Genomic DNA, 19,891 nt, shown 5'->3' on the forward strand with positions numbered 1-19,891 from the left:
ACGGGGAGTGCTGGCTTGCAAACGTCGGGGTGCGGCCACCGTACTGGCAGGGCTGCGAACCTCGGGCTGTCTGAAGCTGCTGTTCCCGCGCATGTCAGAACCAGCCCAAACCGCTGTGCTGCTGAACACCGCCGGGGGAATCACCGGCGGCGACTCGCTGCGGTTTGAGGCGGAAGCCGGTTCCAAGGCGCATCTGAGACTCACCACGCAAGCGGCGGAACGGGTCTACAAGGCCCAGCCCGGTGAGGTCGGCACGGTCGAGGCCCGCCTGACCCTGACCGCTGGCAGCCGTCTGGATTGGTTGCCGCAGGAAACGATCCTCTATGACAAGGGCGCGCTGCACCGGAGCCTGCGCGCGGATCTGGCGGCGGACGCCCGCCTTCTTCTGGTCGAACCACTGATCTTTGGCCGCGCCGCCATGGGGGAACGGGTGCATCAGATCAGCCTGCATGACCAGCTGCGGATCTACCGCGATGACGCTTTGGTTTTTGCCGACACGCTGCGTCTCCACGGCGACCTGCACGCGCAGATGCAACGCAAAGCAATTGGCGATGGCGCGGGGGCGATGGCCTCAGCGCTATTGGTGTCGGATGCGGGCGAATGCGAAACCCTGTTGCCGCGCCTGCGCGCGCTGCTGCCCGACACCGCCGGCGCCTCGATCCTGCGCCCTGGCGTCTTGTTCCTACGTGCCCTTGCCCCTGACAGTTTCCTGCTGCGCCGCGACCTGATCCCGGCGCTGACCCTGATGAATGGCGCGGATCTGCCGCGCACCTGGATGATTTAACCGAGAGCCTCTGATGCAACTGACCCCGCGTGAAAAAGACAAACTGCTGATCGCCATGGCCGCCGAGGTTGCCCGCAAGCGGCTGACCCGTGGCGTGAAGCTGAACCACCCCGAAGCCATCGCGCTGATCACCGAAGCCGTTGTCGAAGGCGCCCGTGATGGCCGTGCGGTGGCGGATTTGATGCAGGCCGGTGCCGAAGTGGTGCGCCGCGAGGACTGTATGGAGGGCATCGCCGAGATGATCCACGAGGTTCAGGTTGAGGCCACCTTCCCCGACGGGACTAAGCTGGTCACCGTGCATGACCCGATCCGCTGATCGTTGAGGAGATGTTGAAATGAGTATTTGCAGATCGTTGAAAGGGGCCGCGCAATGATCCCCGGAGAGATCTTTCCTGCCGACGGCACATTGGAGCTGAACGCCAACCAGCCGGTGGTGACCCTTATGGTGGCCAACACAGGCGACCGTCCGGTGCAGGTTGGCAGCCACTACCACTTTGCCGAGGTGAATCCCGGGCTGGAGTTTGACCGCGCCGCCGCACGTGGGTTGCGGCTAGACGTTGCCGCGGGCACTGCGGTGCGGTTTGAACCGGGCCAACGGCGTGAAGTGACGCTGGTGCCGCTTTCAGGTGCGCGGGCGGTCTATGGGTTCAACCAGCAGGTCATGGGACCACTGGGGTGACACAGCCGGGCGATCATCCCCAAGGGCAATTTGGACAGAAAGCCTTGACCCGCTTGCGCAAATCCGGCGCAGTGGCGGCATTTCACACCTTATTGTCCAAGGAGTTTCCCATGATCCGCCCGCTGATGTTTATCGCCATTGCCGCCCTCCCCATTTCCGCCAGCGCCGACACCTGTGCCGATGCGATGACCACCGCTGAGATGCGCCAATGCGCTTACGACAGTTTTCAGGCCGCCGACGCCGATCTGAACCGCGTCTACAAACAGGCCCGTGCCGCCGCCAAGGCCGCCGACGCTCTGCATGGGGAGCGCGAGGACAGCGGCGCGGTGTTCCACCTGCGCCAAGCCCAGCGCGCCTGGATCCAGCTGCGGGACGCCGAATGTGTGCTGGCGGGTTTTCCGTTTCGTGGCGGCACAATGGAATCGGTGCTGGTCACCAGTTGCCATGCGGATCTGACCCGCAAACGTACCGAAGAACTACAGGATCTGGCGGAGATGCTCCGCCTGTAAACACCGCCGCTTTTGCGGCAGACCGATAGGAGAGGGCTGATGCCTGCCAAGATTTCCCGCGCGGATTACGCCGCCATGTATGGGCCCACCACCGGAGACAGGCTGCGGCTGGCCGATACCGACCTGATCATCGAGGTGGAGAAGGATTTCACCACCTATGGTGAAGAGGTCAAATTTGGCGGTGGCAAGGTGATCCGCGATGGCATGGGGCAGGCCCAGACCACCCGCGTTGATGGGGCGGTGGACACCGTCATCACCAATGCGCTGATTGTGGATTGGACCGGCATCTACAAAGCAGATGTGGGCCTGAAAAACGGCCGCATTCATCAGATTGGCAAGGCTGGCAACCCTGACACCCAGCCCGGTGTGGATGTGATCGTTGGCCCCGGAACTGAGGTGATCGCTGGCGAAGGCCGCATCCTGACGGCCGGCGGGTTTGACAGCCATATCCACTATATCTGCCCGCAGCAGATTGAGGATGCGCTGCACTCGGGCCTGACCACCATGCTGGGCGGCGGCACCGGCCCTGCCCATGGCACGCTGGCCACCACCTGCACGCCAGGGCCGTGGCATATCGGCCGGATGCTGCAATCCGCCGATGCCTTCCCGATGAACCTGGCCTTTGCGGGCAAAGGCAATGCCTCGCTACCCGCAGCATTGGAAGAGCAGGTCAAAGGTGGCGCCTGTGCGTTGAAGTTGCATGAGGACTGGGGCACTACGCCGGCGGCAATTGACTGCTGCCTTTCGGTCGCCGATGCGATGGATGTGCAGGTGATGATCCACACCGACACGCTGAATGAATCGGGTTTTGTCGAACACACCGTGAAGGCGATGAAGGGCCGAACCATTCATGCCTTCCACACCGAAGGGGCTGGCGGGGGCCACGCGCCCGATATCATCAAAATCTGCGGCGAAGAGCATGTACTGCCCTCTTCAACCAACCCAACCCGGCCCTTTACTGTGAATACGGTGGACGAGCATCTGGATATGCTGATGGTCTGCCACCACCTCGACAAATCGATCCCCGAGGATGTGGCCTTTGCCGAAAGCCGGATCCGGCGTGAAACCATCGCTGCCGAGGATATTCTGCACGACATGGGGGCGTTTTCGATCATCGCTTCGGACAGTCAGGCGATGGGCCGTGTCGGCGAGGTGTTGATCCGCACCTGGCAAACCGCTGACAAGATGAAGAAACAACGTGGTCGCCTGCCGGAAGAAACCGGCGACAACGATAATTTCAGGGTCCGTCGCTACATTGCAAAATACACCATCAACCCTGCCATCGCGCATGGGATCAGCCATGAGATCGGGTCAATAGAGGTGGGCAAAAGGGCGGATCTGGTGCTGTGGAACCCGGCGTTTTTCGGGGTTAAGCCGGAGATGGTGCTGATGGGCGGTTCCATCGTCTGCGCCCAGATGGGCGATCCCAATGCGTCGATCCCAACGCCGCAGCCGGTCTATTCCCGCCCGATGTTCGGGGCCTTTGGACGGGCGGTGGAAAACGCGGCCGTGACCTTCGTGTCTGAGGCCGCCGCGGCGGAGGGGATTGGGGAAAAGCTGGGTCTGGCCAAACAGGTGGTGGCGGTGGAAAACACCCGGAACATTGGCAAGAGCCATCTGAAGCTCAACAACGCCACGCCCGAGGTTGAGGTCAATCCCGAAACCTATGAGGTGCGCGCCGATGGCGAATTGCTGACCTGTCAGCCGGCGGAAAGCCTGCCGATGGCACAGCGCTATTTCATGTTTTAATGATGCGCCTGATTGGCAAACAGACGCTGGATCGGCCAGCCGGGGCGACGGTCACGCAGTTCGATGGGGGTGCATTCCACTCGAACCGAGACCTGTTCGCGCCAGTACCGCGGGTTGTCGCGCACATCGTGCGGCAGCAGGGCAGCGTCAAATTCGACCTTGCGGCGGATGACCACATTCACGCGCGAGCTGCGGCCGTCGGGCACGGTGCCCTCGCTGGCATGTACCGCCGCCTCAAGCGCGGCTTCGCGTTCCTTCAGGCGTGCGATTTCAGCGCGGGTTTCGGCCAGTTCGTCAGCCAGTCCAAGTTTATGCATCATATCCGTTACCCCGGTTACTTGTTTTTCCACCATAGCGACGCTGGCTTAATAGCTGCTGAACAGCGCACGTCGCGAAGGATTTTCTGCAAGGGACGGGCCAACCCCTATGGGTTGCATGAAGACTCCTCAAAGAATCGCAAGGATCGGCAAAAATGACACAGCGCTTACTGGCACAGAGCTATCTTCCCACGCCGGAAGGGCCGATTTCGGACCATGTCACCCTGGACTATGAGGCCCGGTTTTTGCGGCGCAAACTGTTGACCACAGATCAGGGGCAGACCCTGCTGGTGGATCTGACGCAGGTGACATCATTGGATCAGGGCGGCGCGTTGCAGGTCACCGATGGCCAGTTGGTTGGCGTGCGCGCCGCGCCGGAACCGTTGCTGCAGGTCAAGGGCCCCGATCTGCCACGACTGGCTTGGCACATCGGCAACCGCCACACCCCCTGCCAGATCGAAGCCTCACGGCTGCTCATCCAGCGTGACCACGTGATCCACACGATGCTGACCCATCTGGGCGCAGACATCGCAGAAGTCACCGAACCTTTCACCCCGGAAGGGGGCGCCTACGGGCATGGGCGCACCCATTCCCACGAACACGGCCACAGCACCCACACCCCGAAAGACGGACACACCCATGCGCACTGACAGCCATATGCTGACGCTGGCACAATGGCTCTCCCCCGCCTATCCGGTGGGGGCGTTTAGCTATAGTCACGGGTTGGAATGGGCGGAACGTATCGGGGGCGTCTCGGATGCCGACAGCTTCCAGCACTGGCTCAGCGACATTCTGCAACATGGCACCGGACGCAATGATGCGATCCTGCTGAGCCACGCCTATCACGCGGATCGTGACAATCTGACAGAAATTGACACCCTGTCGCGTGCTTTTGCGGCCAGCAAGGAACGTCTGCTAGAAACCGAGGCGCAGGGCGCGGCCTTTGTCAAAACCACCGCTGCGGTCTGGGGGGCAGATTTGACCGCGCTGACCTATCCGGTTGCCCTGGGCCATGCCGCCGCCTGTCAGGACATTGCCTTGCAGCAGACTTCGGCGATGTATCTGCACGCCTTTGCCTCCAACCTCTGTTCTGCCGCGATGCGTTTGGTACCGCTGGGCCAGACCGATGGGCAACGGGTGCTGCATGCGCTGACACCGCTCTGCCAACAGCTGGCCGAGGAGGCCGCCACCCTGCCACTTGACGCATTAGGCGGCAGCTGCGTGCTGGCTGACATTGCCTCGATGAAACATGAAACCCAATACACAAGGCTGTTCCGCTCATGACCCAACTCAACGGACCTCTGCGCATCGGCATCGGCGGCCCCGTTGGGGCTGGCAAGACCACCCTTACCGCCAATCTTTGCAAGGTGCTGGGGGCGAAATATTCAATCGGGGCGATCACCAATGACATCTACACGCAGGAAGACGCCGAAGCACTGATGCGAATGCAGGTGCTGTCACAGGACCGGATCATCGGGGTGGAGACCGGCGGCTGCCCGCATACGGCAATCCGCGAAGATGCCTCGATCAATCTGGCCGCAGTTGAGGAAATGCAGACCCGCCACCCCGACGTCGAAGTGGTGCTGATCGAAAGCGGCGGCGACAACCTATCGGCCACCTTCAGCCCGGAACTGGCGGATCTGACGCTCTATGTGATTGATGTGGCTGCGGGTGAAGAAATCCCGCGCAAAGGTGGCCCGGCGATCACCAAATCCGACCTGCTGATCATCAACAAAACCGACCTCGCCCCTCATGTTGGTGCCTCCTTGGAGGTGATGGAACGCGACGCGACCAAAATGCGCAAACACCGCCCCTTCGTCTTCGCCGCCCTGCGCCACGGTCAAGGGGTTGAAGAGATCGTCGCTAAGATCGAAGAGATCGGCGGGCTTGGGTAGGCGGAGGTGCAGCTGCGGGTTGGCCGCAACAGCATGGGTGCTTGGCTATGCAGCGGTGCAGCTAACGACTGCAATGAGCCCACGGCCGCCATTCGCTGCTTTCTGCACTAACCTCCGCTTTCTATTCAATGGACCATTTTTGGTTTAGACCCTGCCGCTTACAAAAAGGCAGCCAAAACGGCTGATGCCCCTTAGCCAGCCCCTCAATAGGCTTCAGAGATAAACTTCTTGTTTACCTGGAATTCTTGGTTTTGCATTTGCTGGAATGCAAACTCCATGTGGCGCAGCATAATTTTACGGGCGGTTGCACCATCACCTTTGGAGAGGGCCTCAATCAACGCAAGATGAGAATCCCGTCCGAATTTCCATAGTTCAAAGTTGCGCGGCTCATAAAGGCCGCGGACAAGCGTAACATCTGATAACGCACGAGAAACAAAGGAAATCACGAAACCCAAAAGTTCGTTATTGGCGTACTCGGCCAGCTTTCCATGAAACTTGAGCGACTGCACATGGTGGGCGCGTTCCGCGTCGAGGTTTTCTGGAGGCGCATTATAACTTTCCACAATCGTCCTGAGTTCTTCAATTTGATCCTTGGAAATATTACCTGCCAGCCCCGCCGCCATTTCAGGCTCAAGCAAAATCCGCATCTGATACAGGTCGCCGATGTTTAGGTCTTTAAAGTAGAAATAGTTTCCCAATAGAGCCGTTGCGCGTTCGCGGCTGACGGCGTGTATGAAAGCGCCTCCGCCGGGACCTGTGCGTGTCTTTAAAAGGCCCTGAGCTTCCAGCAATCGCGTTGCTTCGCGGATCGTGCCCTTGGACATGCCAAAGCGTTCAATCAATTCCGGCTCTGCCGGTAGCCGGTCGCCGGGCTTCAGCCCTTGTTCGACCACCCAGTTCTTGATTTCTTCGGCCACCAGAAAAGGTCTCGAACGTTTTGCCATTTTTCTCCCTCAATTCAGGCTTTTATGCGTGATGGCATGCCACATGATGGCTGTCATTCGTTATATTCAGATTGGGTTCGGTTGTGCGACACAATTCCGTGGCCATTTCACATCGTGCGGCAAACGCACAGCCTTTGGGCGGGTTCATCGGGTCAGGCAATTCGGCATTCGCGGCCTCGGTACGTCGTACATTGGTTCCAACAACAGGTGCGCTTTCCGCCAAAAGCTTGGTGTAGGGGTGGCGCGGATTGGTGAAAATCTCGCGTGCGTCGCCCATCTCAACAATTGAACCAAAATACATGACAGCGACCCGGTCACAGACGGCTTCGACCACGGCGAGATCGTGACTGATAAAGACATAGGTCAGGCCGAGTTTTTCTTTAAGGTCGGCCAGGAGGTTAATGACCTGCGCCTGAACGGATACGTCCAGCGCCGAAACAGGTTCGTCGAGGACGAGAATCCGGGGATTTGCGGCCAATGCCCGCGCAATGCCGATCCGCTGCGCTTGGCCACCCGAAAACTCGTGCGGACGGCGGTTCAGGAATTCTGGCCGCAGGTTTACCTGGTCGAAAATTTCCAGAATACGCGCCTCTCGTTCGGCTCTGTTCATGCTGTGCAGGTGAATCAAAGGTTGTTCGATGATCTGGCGTATCGTTTTGCGTGGATTGAGCGAACTGATTGGATCCTGAAAAACATACTGGATCATGCGCCCGAACTCGGCAGGTGCATTGCCGTCCAGCGTTTCGCCCTCTACCTCAAGATGCCCTTCGGTCGGGGCCAGAAGTCCAACCAGCATACGGGCCAAGGTGGACTTGCCGCAGCCGGATTCGCCAACGATGCCCAGCGTGTCACCGGTTGCTACATCCAACGAAAACGGTCGCACCGCGTGTAAATATCCCTTGGGCTTTCCAATCAGGTTACGACCTACAGTATAGGTCTTTGCGAGGTTTTCGAGTTTCAGAGCTACGGTCATCACATGGCCTCCTGTGCCAGCGAACTAATCTCGGGGCGGAAACAGCGTACAGCGCGACCATCTTTGGCGACCGGTTGTGGGCGCCCGGCAAGGCAGGCCTCATTGGCACGATCACAGCGGGCCGCAAACGCGCATCCCTTTGGTAAGTCTGAAACGATGGGCGGAAGGCCGGGGATTGCCTGCATCTCACGTTGGCCACCGCCCAATTCGGGAACGCAGGCAATCAGCCGGCGGGTATAGGGGTGCGCAGGCTGGTTCAGAACCTCATCTGTTGGGCCTTCTTCCACGATATTGCCCGCATACATGACTGCGACGCGACCGCAGAGTTGCGAGACAACTCCGAAGTCATGCGTGATAAACAGGATCGACACCCCGCGTTCGCGCCGCAGGTCATCAAGCAAAGCCAGAATTTGCGCCTGAACGGTTACGTCCAATGCGGTTGTCGGCTCATCCGCGATGATGACTTCGGGTTCGTTCGCCAACGCCATAGCGATTGCCACACGTTGCCGCATCCCGCCCGACATTTCGTGTGGGAAAACATCAATTCGGCTCTTGGCGTTGGGAATACGAACGGCTTCAAGCAGTTCAATTGCGCGTTTTCTGCCTTCGGCGTTGGAGATGGACCGATGCGAGCGGATCGCTTCGATCAACTGATCCCCGACCCGGTGCAATGGATGCAGGGTCGAAAGAGGATCTTGGAAGATATACGCAACTCTTCGACCACGCAGGCTGCGGAGCACTTCGTAGGGGGCACCGATCAACTCTGTACCATCCACCTTGACCGAACCGCCGGTAATCACACCCGGAGGTGATGCCACTAAGCCCATTATAGACAAGGCAGTTACGGATTTGCCCGAGCCGGATTCGCCGACCAGCCCGAGCGCCTCACCCTCACGGATCGAAAACGAGACCCCGTTGACGGCTTCATAGACCCTTGGACCAATTTCAAACCGTGTTTCGAGCTGCGCTACCGCAAGTGCCGCGCTATCATCGGTGGTCTCTGGTGCGGGCTTATCACGGCGTACGAGGGTTGCAGGACGGGGGCGGGTCAGAGCGCCAGATGCAAGGCGCGGGTCAAGCGCGTCTCGCACGCCATCGCCCAAGAGATTTACGCCCATGACGATGATAAAGATCATGACGCCCGGAACTATTGATACGTGTGGATGCGTAATCAGCGCAGCGCGCGCTTCGCCCAGCATCGAGCCCAGGTCAGCCTGCGGCGGCTGCGAGCCAAGTCCAAGGAAACTAAGGCCTGCCGTCTCAAGGATCATCCAGCCAACAGTTGTCGACATCGCCACGATAATGACGGGTGCCACGTTGGGCAGAATTTCGGTCAGGATGATACGGGTGCGCGACATCCCCGACAACCTTGCGGCTTCGACGAATTCACGATGTGCGAGGCCGACGGTGATGCCGCGAATGTTGCGCGCAAAGAACGGGATGTTAACAGCCGCCACAGCAATCAGGGCGTTGATTAATCCGGACCCAAGCGCGGCAACAATGGCAAGCGCCAGCAGGATGTAGGGAAATGCCATCAGCATGTCCACGCCGCGCATTATCAGGTTATCCGTACGACCACCAAAGTAACCCGCGACGATACCGATGGCCGAGCCAATGACCGCCGCACCAATGGCAGCACCGGCGCCAACTGCGAGCGACAGGCGCGTGCCCCACAGAAGCCGCGATAGTAGGTCACGCCCTAAATGATCCGTGCCCAAAATATGGGCTTCGGAGCCGACTGGCAGGAACCGGTTAGCGGTGTTTGTCACGTCAGGCGAGGGCAACCCAAGGAACGGTGTCAGCAGTGCAAGCGTGACGACAAGCAGTAACAGAACACCGCCAAAGCTGGCCAGTTGGTTGCGCGACAGGGATACAAGAAACGACTTCATGCCTTGATCCTCGGGTCAAGTAGGCTCTGCGCCACATCGACGATAATGTTGAAAAGCACGTAGCAGGTCGCGACGAGTACGACGCCGCCCTGCACAAGAAGGATGTCGCGCGTCAGGATCGCGTCTACCAGCATTCGGCCCACACCGGGCCACTGAAATACGATCTCGATATAGACCGCGCCGGACAGGACAAATCCTGCCTGAATGCCCAGAACCGGGATTATTGATACCATCGCCGCCCGCAATGCATGGCGGCGCAGAACGCGGCCCTCTCGAACGCCCTTGGCTCGGGCGGTACGGATGAAATCCTGACGCAGCACTTCGAGCATTGCTGAGCGAGACAAGCGCGCAATCACGCCCGTTGCGACCACCGCCAGAGCGGAGGCGGGCAGAATGAGGTGACGTAACAGGTTCGGCAAATCGCCACCGCCCCAAACGGCATACATGCCCGAAGCAGGGAGCCAGCGCAATTTGACAGCAAAAAACAGGATCATCATCATCCCGAGAAAGAACGATGGAACGGAAATGCCGATCAGAACAACAAAGGTGATGGCTTTGTCCGCCAAACCATACTGACGGGCAGCTGAAATCATCCCGGCAACTATACCGAGCACGGAACATAGCACAAAAGACGTACCTGCAAGGATCAGAGTCGCATTAAACCGTTCTGAAACCTCATCAATCACAGGACGGTTGAGCGAGAATGAGGTGCCGAAATCTCCTTTCAGCATGTTGCCAAGCCAGATGAAGTATCTCTGAACCAGGGGTTTGTCCAAACCAAGATCTGCGTTCAGCTTGGCGACATTTTCAGGTGTCGCATATGAGCCAAGAATGGCAGTTGCCGGATCACCTGGGATGAGCGCCATGATGACGAACACAATGATTGTTACGCCAAACAGGACCGGGATCGCAGACAATAGACGCTTGAGGATATAGGCACCCATTAACTCTCTCCTTTGCGGCACCTGCCGCATGGTTTTAACAATCGCTTGCGAGACTTATTTGTAAGGAGGGCGCGCCTGTCTATGCAAACGCGCCCTTTTTCAGTGGCAACAAAGCCAGCCTATCAGTTTTTCTCTACGTCCTTGAGCAGAAGCAGGAACGACGGTTCGAGAGAGAAGTTGCTAACACGATCCGATGTTACGGCGTTCTGCTTCCAGTTGGCGACGAAGACCCAAGGTGCATCTTCCTGTACAATGGTCTGCATCTCTTTATAGAGCCTGGCGCGCTCAGCCTGATCGGTCGACGAACGAGCAGCTTCAAGTAGTTTGTCTACTTCTGGGTTGGAGTAGTAGCCCGAGTTAAAGCCACCCCGGTCTGGCCAAGCGTCAGTGCGCAGCGCCAGATACGGCAGTGTGTCCGGATCGTTGGTCATCCAAGCCATTTCTGCCATGTCTGCCTTGCCTTCAAGGCCAGGGTTTACCTCGCCAAGGAACGAGTTCCATTCATAGGTTTCGATCTTAACGTCCAGACCAACTGCCTTCAGGTCCGCTTGGATCGCTGTGCCCATGGCGACGGGGTCCAGCATGCCTGAACCACCTTCGGTGACATAGAACGTCAGTTCCGCGCCTTCGGCACCTGCCTCGGCCAGCAGAGCTTTGGCTTTTTCTGGATCATACGGATAAGGTGACAGCTCCTCGTTGTAGGCCCAAGCGAACGCAGGTGGCGTTGGCCCAGCAGCGACTTCGGCAGTGCCTTCGAGAACGTCATTGACCAGCGCGGTCTTGTTGATCGCATAGTTCGCCGCCTGACGCACTCGTTTGTCAGCGAACGGACCCTCCTTAGCGTTCAGGATCAGGAACCAGACATGCGGGCCGGCCTGTTCATTGACGGTGTAGGCGTCACCTGCAAACTCTGACAGAGCAACGGGTGGAACCTCAACCATCATATCAATGCCACCTGAAAGCATTTCCGCAACACGAGTGTTCGCGTCAGTGATCGGACGGAACAGAACTGCTTCGGATTTTGCTACGCCGTCCCAGTAGTCTTCATTGCGCGTTACGACGACCAGTTCGTTAGATTTCCACTCTGCAAATTGGAAAGGTCCGGTGCCGACGGGATTGCGGCCAAATTCGGCGCCCTTCGCGGCAACCGCGTCCGAGGAAACGATAAGCCCGGTGGGGTATGCAAGGTTCGACAAGAACGGTGCATAAGGCGCGTTCAGTTTGAATTTGACGGTCTTTTCGTCAATTGCTTCGACAGTCTCAATCGCTGAGAAGAAGAACGACAGCGGGAACGGGCCCGTATCATGTTCGGGGTGGTCTTCGTTCAGCATCCGCTGGAAGGTGTAGACAACGTCGTCGGCGTCAAATGCCGTTCCGTCATGGAACGTCACGCCTTCACGTAGGTCGAATGTGTATTCGGTGCCGTCTTCGGAGATCGTCCAGCCAGTCGCTAACGCAGGCTCCACTTCAAGGGTGCCCGACTTGTAGCGTACAAGACCGTCATAGACGTTCATGAGGATGCGAAAATCATTGACTGCGGTCACGGTCGACGGATCCAGCGACTTGGGTTCCGCGATCTGGCCTACCACCAGAACACCCGGAGGGGTCTGCGCGATTGCTGGAACGGCTGTGGTCATCCCAAGCAGCGTCGCAGCGCCAGCTGCGGCCATCAACCCGCGACGTGTAATCTTTAAGAGTTTCATCTCTCGGTTTCTCCCAGTTGTCGTCTGTGTATAGCGAAATTACGGTGCCACCTTATTTATCATTATAAATTGATCAAGGAAAATTTTCATGATAAATTAGATTTTGGACTTAGAGTTTGCCGAGTGATTTTGGCTAAACCGAACAAAGCCCCTGAAAAAATAGGGGGATGGGGGATGAAGTGACATTTTCTATTCTGGCGTTTGACGACGAGACCGGAAGAATTGGCGGCGCTGCTGCAACTGGAAATCTCTGCGTCGGCGGTTGGGTCTTGCGCGCTGATTCCCTGGCCGGTGCGTCTGCAAGTCAGGGAGCGTATCCAAGTACGCTCTGGGGTGAGGAGGCGCTCAGGATGATGCGGAACGGCAAAACTGCAACTGAAACGCTTGGAGCTCTCGTGTCTGCCGACACGGGTGCCGTGCATCGCCAGTTGGCCCTGATGGATACCCAGGGAAAAACTGCGGTTCATACCGGAATTGAAAATGTCGACGCCAAGCATGCCATTGCCGAAAATGGATTGGTTGTTTCGGGAAATATGCTCAAAAGCGTGGACGTCATCGAAGCGATTTTCTCTACCTACAAAGCCAGCGGAAGCCAGCCGTTCGAGGACCGGCTGATCAGCGCAATCGAAGCAGGTCAAAATGCCGGGAGCGATTTCCGCGGTCTCATGTCAGCAGCGCTGAAGATAGTCGGTCGGAACAGTGCGCCCTATGACTTGCGCATCGACTATCATCAAGCTCCCATAAAGGCGCTTCGAGATCTGCATGAGCGCGCGCAATCGCCCGAATATCACCAATGGCTAGATCGCGTGCCGACCGAGAACAACCCGAACCAACCTGCCGACGGCGAGCAGAAGATCGACCAGTGAAATGACAGAAATCAAAATTGATACGGCATATTGGGGGCAGCGCGCCTTCGGCATGCTGCAAGAGCTTGCAGCATGTTCCGAAAATCATAGCGGCCCTTTGGGTGAAGTTGGCGTAACGCGTCTGCCTTACACCGAACAGCATAAGGCGGCGAACGAACTCCTGTCTGAATGGATGATCGAAGCAGGCATGACCGTGTCACTGGATGCGGCGGCGACGCTTATCGGGCGTATGCCAGGGCAAAACGGCGGCAAAACCCTGCTTTTAGGGTCGCATCAGGACAGCGTGCGGCAGGGCGGTGGATTTGACGGGATCATGGGTGTCGTTCTGCCAATTGTTGTGATGCTTGCATTGAAAGACGCGGGCTGGAAACCACCGTTTTCAATCGAAGTTCTGGCTTTCGCCGACGAAGAGGGGGTCCGGTTTCCCACTGCCCTTACTGGCCCGCGCGCGCTGGCTGGCACATTGGATCCTACTGTTCTACAACTGCGTGACCGTGACGGAATCCGGTTAGGGGAAGCTCTTACGGACTTTGGTGGCGACGAAAATCAAATCGTGACTATTGCCCGATCTGCTTCTGATATCCTCGGCTATCTGGAAGTTCATATTGAACAGGGGCCGGTGCTGGAAGATCAAGATCAACCACTAGGCATCGTCACTGGCATTTGCGGGATTGAGCGTCACCAAATCGTAGTAACCGGTGTCGCCGCGCATGCGGGGACGATGCCAATGCACCTTCGTCAAGATGCAATGGCAGGCGCGGCCTGGATTGTTGCACAGATCGAAGAAATGGCCCGCTCCGATGACCGGCTGCTGGGTGTTGTCGGAGAATTGAACGTGTTTCCCAATGCGGTCAACGCCGTTCCGGGTCGGGTGGAACTGACAGCGGAATTGAGGTCCGTTGACGATGAAACACGTGAGGGAGCTGGACAAAGGCTACGAGATTTTTGTTTGGAGCTCGCGAACGAGCGTGGATTGGAAATCCAAATTGAACGCACCTATTTCCAAGCCGCAACGCCTTGTTCAGGTGCGCTCCAAAGCGCGCTGCAAGACGCGTGCCCCAGCGCGCCAAGGATGCCTTCCGGCGCCACCCACGACGCCTCTGCAATGGCCGATCTCTGTGACATTGGAATGCTCTTTGTGCGGTGTCGCAACGGTATCAGCCACAATCCGAAAGAATTCGCGACGGGTGAGGACATGGGGCAGGCAATCCAGGCGCTGGCGAAATTCTTGAGCCACAAGGAAAGTCAGCTCTGACAACCGAACAGTACCTTTTACGGCGAATGTGGGCCTTGTTGGGCCGCAATGCAGCACCACAGTTGATGGCTGCAGGACTGGTCTGGGCCGCTTGCTAGGATTAGCCCCATTTAGATGAACGGCAGCTTTGTCCCGCAGAGCAGACCAAGTTACAAGGGCATCTCCCCCCAAATGCGAGAGGGGGGGATGGACTGCGAAGATCGCGGGCAAATTACGCAGCCCCGCGGTCCAGAACCACAGCGCCAAGCCGTCGCGATTACCCTGCCAAGGATCGGGTGATGATCAGTTTCTGGATATCGCTAGTGCCTTCGTAGATCTGGCAGACGCGGGCGTCGCGGTAGATCCGTTCCACGGCGAAGTCCTGCATGTAGCCGTAACCGCCGAAGGTCTGGATCGCGTCCGAGATGATCTTCTCTGCTGCCTCAGAGGCAAAGAGCTTGGCCATCGCGGCTTCGGGCAGGCAGGGGATGCCGGCGTCCTTCATCCGGGCGGCGTTCAGCACCAGTTGTTTTGCCGCCTCCAACTGGGTGCGGGCATCGGCAAGGCGGAAGCCGACCGCCTGATGCTGCAGCAGCGGCTGGCCGAAGCTTTCGCGTTCTTTGGCGTAGTCCAGCGCCATTTCAAGCGCCGCCTGCGCCATGCCAACCGATTGCGCCGCAATGCCGATCCGACCGGTTTCCAGACTGGACAGCGCGATCTTGTAGCCCTGTCCTTCGTCCCCGATCCGCATGTCGGCGGGCACCCGCATCTCTTCGAACCGCAGGGCGCAGGTGTCGGAACAGCGCTGGCCCAGTTTCTCTTCGACCGAAGTCACGTGGTAGCCCGCAGTGGCGGTATCGACGAGGAATGCGGTGATGCCCTGCTTGCCCTCTGAACCTTCCATCCGGGCAAAGACCACCACCCATTTGCCAATCTGGCCCGAGGTGATGAAAGCTTTCTCACCATTCAGCACGTAGTCATCCCCATCCCGACGCGCACGGGTACGAATGGCCGAGGCATCCGATCCCGCATGGGGTTCGGTCAGGGCAAAGGCCCCGATAAAGCCGCCTGCACAGCCTGGCCGCAGAACCTGTTCCTGCTGCGCGGGCGATCCATAGCGTTGCAGGATCGCGTTGAACGGGGCGTTGTGCACCGACATCACCGTCGACAGCGCGCCGTCGCCTGCGGCCACTTCGATCAGCGCCAAAGCGTAAGAGACATAATCCGCACCCACGCCGCCCAGTTCCTCTGGCACGGTCATGCCGAGGAACCCCAGCTCGCCCATCTGCGCCAGGATCTCCGGCTCGATGGTTTTGGACTTGTCCCGCGCCGCCGCGCCGGGGGCCAGCACATCGCGCGCAAAACTGCGGGCCATGTCCTGAATCATCTGCTGGTCTTCGGTGAGCACGGTCATAGCGGTCTCCTGCGTCAGGGTCGTTGGGGCGCCTTATAGGTCAGCATTACTGACAGGCTTTCTGGGAAGGTGACAGATTCCTTCCGGTCCGCATAGCTCTATCGTTGCAAATCCTTGCGAGAATTTTGCAAAGCGCGTGACGTCATATGCGCCCCCCGCCGGCTCAGGCCGTTTTCTGTTGCCGCTGCGGCCCCGCCTCAACAAGCCCCGGGATATCCGGCACCTGCCCGCGGCGCATTTTGGCGACCCGCGCGTTCATCCAATGGCGGATCCCATTGCGGTAAAGCAGACCGCGCAGCCCCGTCAGTTCCTGCACATGAGCGGCGTAGAAATCATCCGGCGCGTCAAACAGGCCAAAGTCCTGATTGATGCCAGTTTGCTGGATATAGGTGTCCTTGCCCTGCCAGTCGACCTGCGGATCCTGCAGGCAATCGGTGCCCGCGCCATAGGCGCAAAGGCTTTGCCTCTCGGGAAATTTCTGTTGCAGCGCGTCGATTGCAGGCTGGTCCAGAATGAAGCCTTCCAGATTGATCCACGCGCCCTCGACCAGAACCTCCACCCAGGAATGCAGGATGTTTTTCGGCGCCATCCAGTAGATCGCTTCGGGCACCACGCCTCGTTGCAGCGCCTTGTCGATGGTGAAACCGTGCAGCCTGCAAGGCACCTCCAGCGCCCGCAGTAGGGCCATCAGCAGTGTCGCCTTGGTGTTGCACTGCCCGTAGCCGTCCGCCAGCACTTTGGAGGCTGGCAAAGTGTCGTAGCTGTTGTAGCCAAAGGCGATGTCGTTGCGCACATAATCGTAGGCAGCACCGATGCGGTCCTGCAACGTTAGCTCTGTCCAGCCTTTAGACTGGATCAGAGTGGTGATTGCAGCAACGTTGAAATCCAGCATCGGGGTGGCCTGCAGATAGCGGTCCTGTGACTGTCGTTTCCTTTCGAATCGTCATGTCATTTTGAATAGAATATCTAGTGGCTATAGCTTCAACAACTTGTTTAGACAGATCAAAGAACCCGCAGGATCACCTGCGATCGGGCCTCTGCGATCAGATCCGCGCTGCCAATCACCTCATTCAGATCCGCCAGTGCTTCAACCGTGGGCAGCGAGACACGCACCACCGCGTCCAGCTCCCCAGAAAGCGAGACCACCTCGACCACACCCTCCTGGGCGGCCAGAAACTGCAGCGCCGGATCACAGGGCCGGTCGGCAATCCGGACAAACACCAGCGCCCGGACACCGCCCACCTGTCCGATCTGAACACGGTAGCCCGCGATAACGCCGCTGGCCTCCATCCGTGCAATCCTCTCCTGCACGGCGGGACGGGACAGGTTCACCTGCCGCGCAATCTCGGCCGTGGCCAAACGGGCGTCTTTTTCCAGTAGGGACAGGATACGCAAGTTGGTCTGATCCAATTCCATCAAAAGGGCCTTTCCGTCGATCCGCAGGGCAATGGCGACGCTCCGCAACTGGCGCTGCGCCTGGCCACTGCATAGCCTGATCCTCAATCAGACAGGAGCGTAGAAATGCGGAAAATTGTGCCAAATGACTTCACCCCCACGCAGGCCTGGGCGGCGTTGGACATCGAATAGATCGCCGGGGCCACCGTGCGGCTGCATTGGACGGATCAGCCCTACAAATGGCACGTGAATGACGGGCCAGAGGTGTTTGTGGTGCTGGACGGACAGGTCGACATGCATATTCGAGACAACGGCGAGGAATCCGTTCTGCCGCCGAAAGCCGGCGAGATCTTCCACGCCGAAAGCGGCGATGCACATGTCGCCCATCCCATTGGTCCGGCCCGCGTATTGGTAATCGAAAAGGCGGGCAGCGTTTAGATCTGCCACACCGCCATGCTGCGCAGCGTACCGGTGCGGCAAATACACAATTGTTGCGCAAATCGGATCACATCAGCGCTTTTGGCCAGCAGCGTGTTGACACACCCCGGTGCAAACGCCTAGCAAACGGCAGGCCACAGACGCCTGCCGCCCGCAGACAAATGTCCCGGTGAAGTTCTGTAGACGACCATAGACCTGTCACTTCCTTCGCATATCGCATGGATGGCAACGCGGGCTCCGTTCAAAACACGATATACGTTTTCAAAGGAGATAGGTGTGATGGAGTCACCTACCGAAAATCAGTTTACGCAGGGACCGTTGGGCGTAATCTATCTGAAAACCGCGCTGCCGATCATTTTTGTCATGACGATGAGCGGATTGCTCTCGGTGGCGGATGCGCTGTTTCTAGGGCACTACGTTGGCCCCGAGGCGCTGGCGGCCGTGACCTTGATGTTCCCGCTTTACATGCTGATCATCGCCCTTGGCACCCTTGTGTCCAACGGCATGTCCAGCATTCTGGCCCGCCGTCTGGGCGCCGAAGAATTTGAGGCTGCCCGTCGGGTCTTTGCCGAATCGCATGGGCTGGCGGTGGGCATCGCACTGGTGCTGATGGCAATTTATCTGCTGGTGGGCGCCGATCTGGCGCTGCTGGCAGCGGGCGGTTCGCCGACGCTGGCGGCCATTGGTCAAACCTACATCGAAATCATTCTCTATTCTGCGCCGCTGTTTTTCGCCCTGTCGATCAACAGTGACGCACTGCGCAATGAGGGGCGGGTTGGCTTTATGGCCGCACTCAGCCTGTTTGTGTCGCTGGCCAATATCCTGTTCAACTACCTGCTGATTGGCCAGTTGAACATGGGGGTGGCGGGCTCCGCTTATGGCACGGTGCTGGCGCAGATCGTGGCGCTGTGGATCGTGTTGGGGTTCCGCCTGCATGGGAAAACGCTGCTGCGCCCGGCGGTGATCCTTAGCCATATGGGGGTCACAAGCTGGCGCCGCATTCTGGCCCTTGGTGCGCCGCAAAGCCTGAACTTCATCGGCGTCGCGCTTGGCTCTGCCTCCATCGTGGCAGCGCTTCAGCTGGTAGAAAGTGTGGATTATCAGGCCACAATGACCGCCTATGGCATTCTCACCCGACTGTTCACCTTTGCGATCCTGCCGCTGTTGGGCCTGTCCTATGCCATGCAGACCATCACCGGGAACAATTTCGGCGCCGCACATTATCACCGCAGTGACCAAAGCGCCCAGGTCGCTCTTTGGGCGGCGCTGATTTACAGCGCAGCGGTGCAGGCAATCCTCTCGCTGTTTCCTGCGGCGATTGCGGGCTGGTTTGTCACCGATGCCATGGTGATTGCCGAAGTGGCGCGTATCATGCCGATCATCATGCTGCTGTTCTTCTTGGCCGGTCCGATGATCATTGTTTCCGCGCATTTCCAAGCCATTGGGGACGCGACCCGCGCGGCAATTCTTGGCCTCAGCAAACCCTATCTCTTTGCCATTCCGCTGACCTTTGGGCTGGCGCTTATGTTGGGTGAGGCCGGGATCTGGATTGCGGCCCCGGCGGCGGAACTGTTGCTGCTGGCCTTAACCTCCCTGGTCCTGATGCAGGTGGCCCGGCGCCGGTCCCTACGCCTTGGCCTGTTCCACCCCCGCAGCGAAGGGGTGGTCTGATGGACATGCCAACGGATCTGGCCCATGCCAAAGCCACGGCCAAACGCCTGCGCGCGGACCATGCAGCAAGAGGCCAGCAATTGAGCCACAGTCAAGCCCTGGAACATCTGGCCCAGGCCTGCGGTCATCGCAACTGGAACAGCCTCAGCGCCGCGCTCGCCCCGGAAGCGCCATTGCGTATCAAGGTCGGCGGGCAGGTGTCGGGCCGATATCTGGGGCAGTGCTTTGTCGCCAAGGTCCTTGCGGCCAAGCAGGTTCCCCACGGCTGGGTGTCCGTAAAACTGGAGCTGGCGGAACCGGTGGATGTGGTGCGATTTGACAGTTTTTCCTCGTTCAGGAAGCGCTTGCGCGGCACCATCGGCCCCAAAGGCCACAGCCGCGAGCGTACCTCAAACGGTGAGCCACATTTGGTGATCGACCTTTAACAAAAACAGCCGAAGTGAGGGAGATCACTTCGGCCAATGCGTTGATTGGAACGCGCAGGGGG

Annotated in this window: 22 protein-coding genes; 13 read left to right on the forward strand and 9 right to left on the reverse strand. The window is 58.7% G+C overall.

Going from position 1 to position 19,891, the window contains the following annotated elements; genetic code table 11:
• The first annotated feature begins 7 nt into the window (after window positions 1–7).
• The 5 genes from SIC14_RS03305 to ureC all read left to right on the forward strand — a co-directional run bounded on the left by SIC14_RS03305 (window position 8) and on the right by ureC (window position 3,721).
• Window positions 8–784 carry an urease accessory protein UreD gene (locus SIC14_RS03305; RefSeq protein ID WP_412564411.1) on the forward strand — a complete coding sequence of 259 codons (777 nt, stop codon included), beginning with the start codon at window positions 8–10 and terminating at the stop codon, window positions 782–784.
• A 13-nt stretch (window positions 785–797) separates the two neighbouring features.
• Entirely contained in the window at window positions 798–1,100 is a 303-nt protein-coding gene (locus tag SIC14_RS03310; RefSeq protein WP_412564412.1) for an urease subunit gamma, read from the forward strand.
• Window positions 1,101–1,154: 54 nt separating this feature from the next.
• Window positions 1,155–1,463: an urease subunit beta gene (locus SIC14_RS03315; protein WP_412564413.1), complete on the forward strand. Its 309-nt coding sequence runs from the start codon at window positions 1,155–1,157 to the stop codon at window positions 1,461–1,463.
• A gap of 110 nt (window positions 1,464–1,573) precedes the next feature.
• On the forward strand, window positions 1,574–1,972 hold the full coding sequence (locus SIC14_RS03320; protein ID WP_412564414.1) for a lysozyme inhibitor LprI family protein: 399 nt from the start codon (window positions 1,574–1,576) through the stop codon (window positions 1,970–1,972).
• Window positions 1,973–2,011: 39 nt separating this feature from the next.
• The gene (gene ureC / locus SIC14_RS03325) at window positions 2,012–3,721 is read left to right on the forward strand and encodes an urease subunit alpha (protein WP_412564415.1); all 1,710 of its coding nucleotides are present in this window, start codon (window positions 2,012–2,014) and stop codon (window positions 3,719–3,721) included.
• Here the strand turns inward: ureC and SIC14_RS03330 are convergent.
• A complete protein-coding gene (locus SIC14_RS03330) occupies window positions 3,718–4,041 on the reverse strand; it encodes a hypothetical protein (protein WP_412564416.1) in 324 nt (107 codons plus the stop codon). The two genes, ureC and SIC14_RS03330, sit on opposite strands and share 4 nt — an antisense overlap.
• A gap of 152 nt (window positions 4,042–4,193) precedes the next feature.
• On the opposite strand from SIC14_RS03330, the gene ureE reads away from it, so the two are divergent.
• From ureE to ureG, 3 genes are read left to right on the forward strand one after another with little or no spacing between them, the layout of a single operon-like run.
• On the forward strand, window positions 4,194–4,688 hold the full coding sequence (ureE, locus tag SIC14_RS03335; protein WP_412564417.1) for an urease accessory protein UreE: 495 nt from the start codon (window positions 4,194–4,196) through the stop codon (window positions 4,686–4,688).
• Window positions 4,678–5,322: an urease accessory protein UreF gene (locus SIC14_RS03340; protein WP_412564418.1), complete on the forward strand. Its 645-nt coding sequence runs from the start codon at window positions 4,678–4,680 to the stop codon at window positions 5,320–5,322. The genes ureE and SIC14_RS03340 overlap by 11 nt, the downstream gene beginning before the upstream one ends.
• On the forward strand, window positions 5,319–5,933 hold the full coding sequence (gene ureG, locus SIC14_RS03345) for an urease accessory protein UreG (RefSeq protein WP_412564419.1): 615 nt from the start codon (window positions 5,319–5,321) through the stop codon (window positions 5,931–5,933). Before SIC14_RS03340 ends, ureG begins: the two co-directional genes overlap by 4 nt.
• A gap of 203 nt (window positions 5,934–6,136) precedes the next feature.
• On the opposite strand, the gene SIC14_RS03350 is transcribed toward ureG, so the two are convergent.
• The 5 genes from SIC14_RS03350 to SIC14_RS03370 all read right to left on the reverse strand — a co-directional run bounded on the left by SIC14_RS03350 (window position 6,137) and on the right by SIC14_RS03370 (window position 12,386).
• Entirely contained in the window at window positions 6,137–6,877 is a 741-nt protein-coding gene (locus SIC14_RS03350; RefSeq protein ID WP_170494772.1) for a FadR/GntR family transcriptional regulator, read from the reverse strand.
• A 22-nt stretch (window positions 6,878–6,899) separates the two neighbouring features.
• On the reverse strand, window positions 6,900–7,850 hold the full coding sequence (locus SIC14_RS03355; protein ID WP_412564420.1) for an ABC transporter ATP-binding protein: 951 nt from the start codon (window positions 7,848–7,850) through the stop codon (window positions 6,900–6,902).
• Window positions 7,850–9,739 carry a dipeptide/oligopeptide/nickel ABC transporter permease/ATP-binding protein gene (locus SIC14_RS03360; RefSeq protein ID WP_412564421.1) on the reverse strand — a complete coding sequence of 630 codons (1,890 nt, stop codon included), beginning with the start codon at window positions 9,737–9,739 and terminating at the stop codon, window positions 7,850–7,852. Before SIC14_RS03360 ends, SIC14_RS03355 begins: the two co-directional genes overlap by 1 nt.
• The gene (locus tag SIC14_RS03365) at window positions 9,736–10,683 is read right to left on the reverse strand and encodes an ABC transporter permease (protein ID WP_412564422.1); all 948 of its coding nucleotides are present in this window, start codon (window positions 10,681–10,683) and stop codon (window positions 9,736–9,738) included. The genes SIC14_RS03360 and SIC14_RS03365 overlap by 4 nt, the downstream gene beginning before the upstream one ends.
• A gap of 122 nt (window positions 10,684–10,805) precedes the next feature.
• Window positions 10,806–12,386, reverse strand: coding sequence for an ABC transporter substrate-binding protein (locus SIC14_RS03370; protein WP_412564423.1), 1,581 nt, complete (start codon window positions 12,384–12,386; stop codon window positions 10,806–10,808).
• 179 nt (window positions 12,387–12,565) lie between these two features.
• On the opposite strand from SIC14_RS03370, the gene SIC14_RS03375 reads away from it, so the two are divergent.
• Window positions 12,566–13,252: a DUF1028 domain-containing protein gene (locus SIC14_RS03375; protein ID WP_170485274.1), complete on the forward strand. Its 687-nt coding sequence runs from the start codon at window positions 12,566–12,568 to the stop codon at window positions 13,250–13,252.
• A 1-nt stretch (window position 13,253) separates the two neighbouring features.
• Window positions 13,254–14,507 (forward strand): M20 family metallo-hydrolase, encoded by a 1,254-nt coding sequence (locus SIC14_RS03380; RefSeq protein WP_412564424.1) that lies wholly within the window; start codon window positions 13,254–13,256, stop codon window positions 14,505–14,507.
• Window positions 14,508–14,763: 256 nt separating this feature from the next.
• Here SIC14_RS03380 and SIC14_RS03385 read toward each other — a convergent pair whose 3' ends face one another.
• From SIC14_RS03385 to SIC14_RS03395, 3 genes are all read right to left on the reverse strand, one after another.
• The gene (locus tag SIC14_RS03385) at window positions 14,764–15,900 is read right to left on the reverse strand and encodes an acyl-CoA dehydrogenase family protein (RefSeq protein WP_412564425.1); all 1,137 of its coding nucleotides are present in this window, start codon (window positions 15,898–15,900) and stop codon (window positions 14,764–14,766) included.
• 163 nt (window positions 15,901–16,063) lie between these two features.
• On the reverse strand, window positions 16,064–16,792 hold the full coding sequence (locus tag SIC14_RS03390; protein ID WP_412564426.1) for a transglutaminase-like domain-containing protein: 729 nt from the start codon (window positions 16,790–16,792) through the stop codon (window positions 16,064–16,066).
• 110 nt (window positions 16,793–16,902) lie between these two features.
• Window positions 16,903–17,364, reverse strand: coding sequence for an Lrp/AsnC family transcriptional regulator (locus tag SIC14_RS03395; RefSeq protein WP_412564427.1), 462 nt, complete (start codon window positions 17,362–17,364; stop codon window positions 16,903–16,905).
• A 138-nt stretch (window positions 17,365–17,502) separates the two neighbouring features.
• Here SIC14_RS03395 and SIC14_RS03400 point away from each other — a divergent pair, with 138 nt between their 5' ends.
• The 3 genes from SIC14_RS03400 to SIC14_RS03410 all read left to right on the forward strand — a co-directional run bounded on the left by SIC14_RS03400 (window position 17,503) and on the right by SIC14_RS03410 (window position 19,829).
• Window positions 17,503–17,733, forward strand: coding sequence for a cupin domain-containing protein (locus SIC14_RS03400; protein WP_412564428.1), 231 nt, complete (start codon window positions 17,503–17,505; stop codon window positions 17,731–17,733).
• A 279-nt stretch (window positions 17,734–18,012) separates the two neighbouring features.
• Window positions 18,013–19,404, forward strand: a complete 1,392-nt coding sequence (locus SIC14_RS03405) for an MATE family efflux transporter (protein ID WP_412564429.1) — start codon at window positions 18,013–18,015, stop codon at window positions 19,402–19,404.
• Window positions 19,404–19,829, forward strand: a complete 426-nt coding sequence (locus SIC14_RS03410; protein WP_412564430.1) for a glyoxalase superfamily protein — start codon at window positions 19,404–19,406, stop codon at window positions 19,827–19,829. Before SIC14_RS03405 ends, SIC14_RS03410 begins: the two co-directional genes overlap by 1 nt.
• Window positions 19,830–19,891 lie beyond the last annotated feature (62 nt).

This window comes from Thalassobius sp. MITS945101 (assembly GCF_047123305.1).
Classification (GTDB): domain Bacteria; phylum Pseudomonadota; class Alphaproteobacteria; order Rhodobacterales; family Rhodobacteraceae; genus Thalassobius.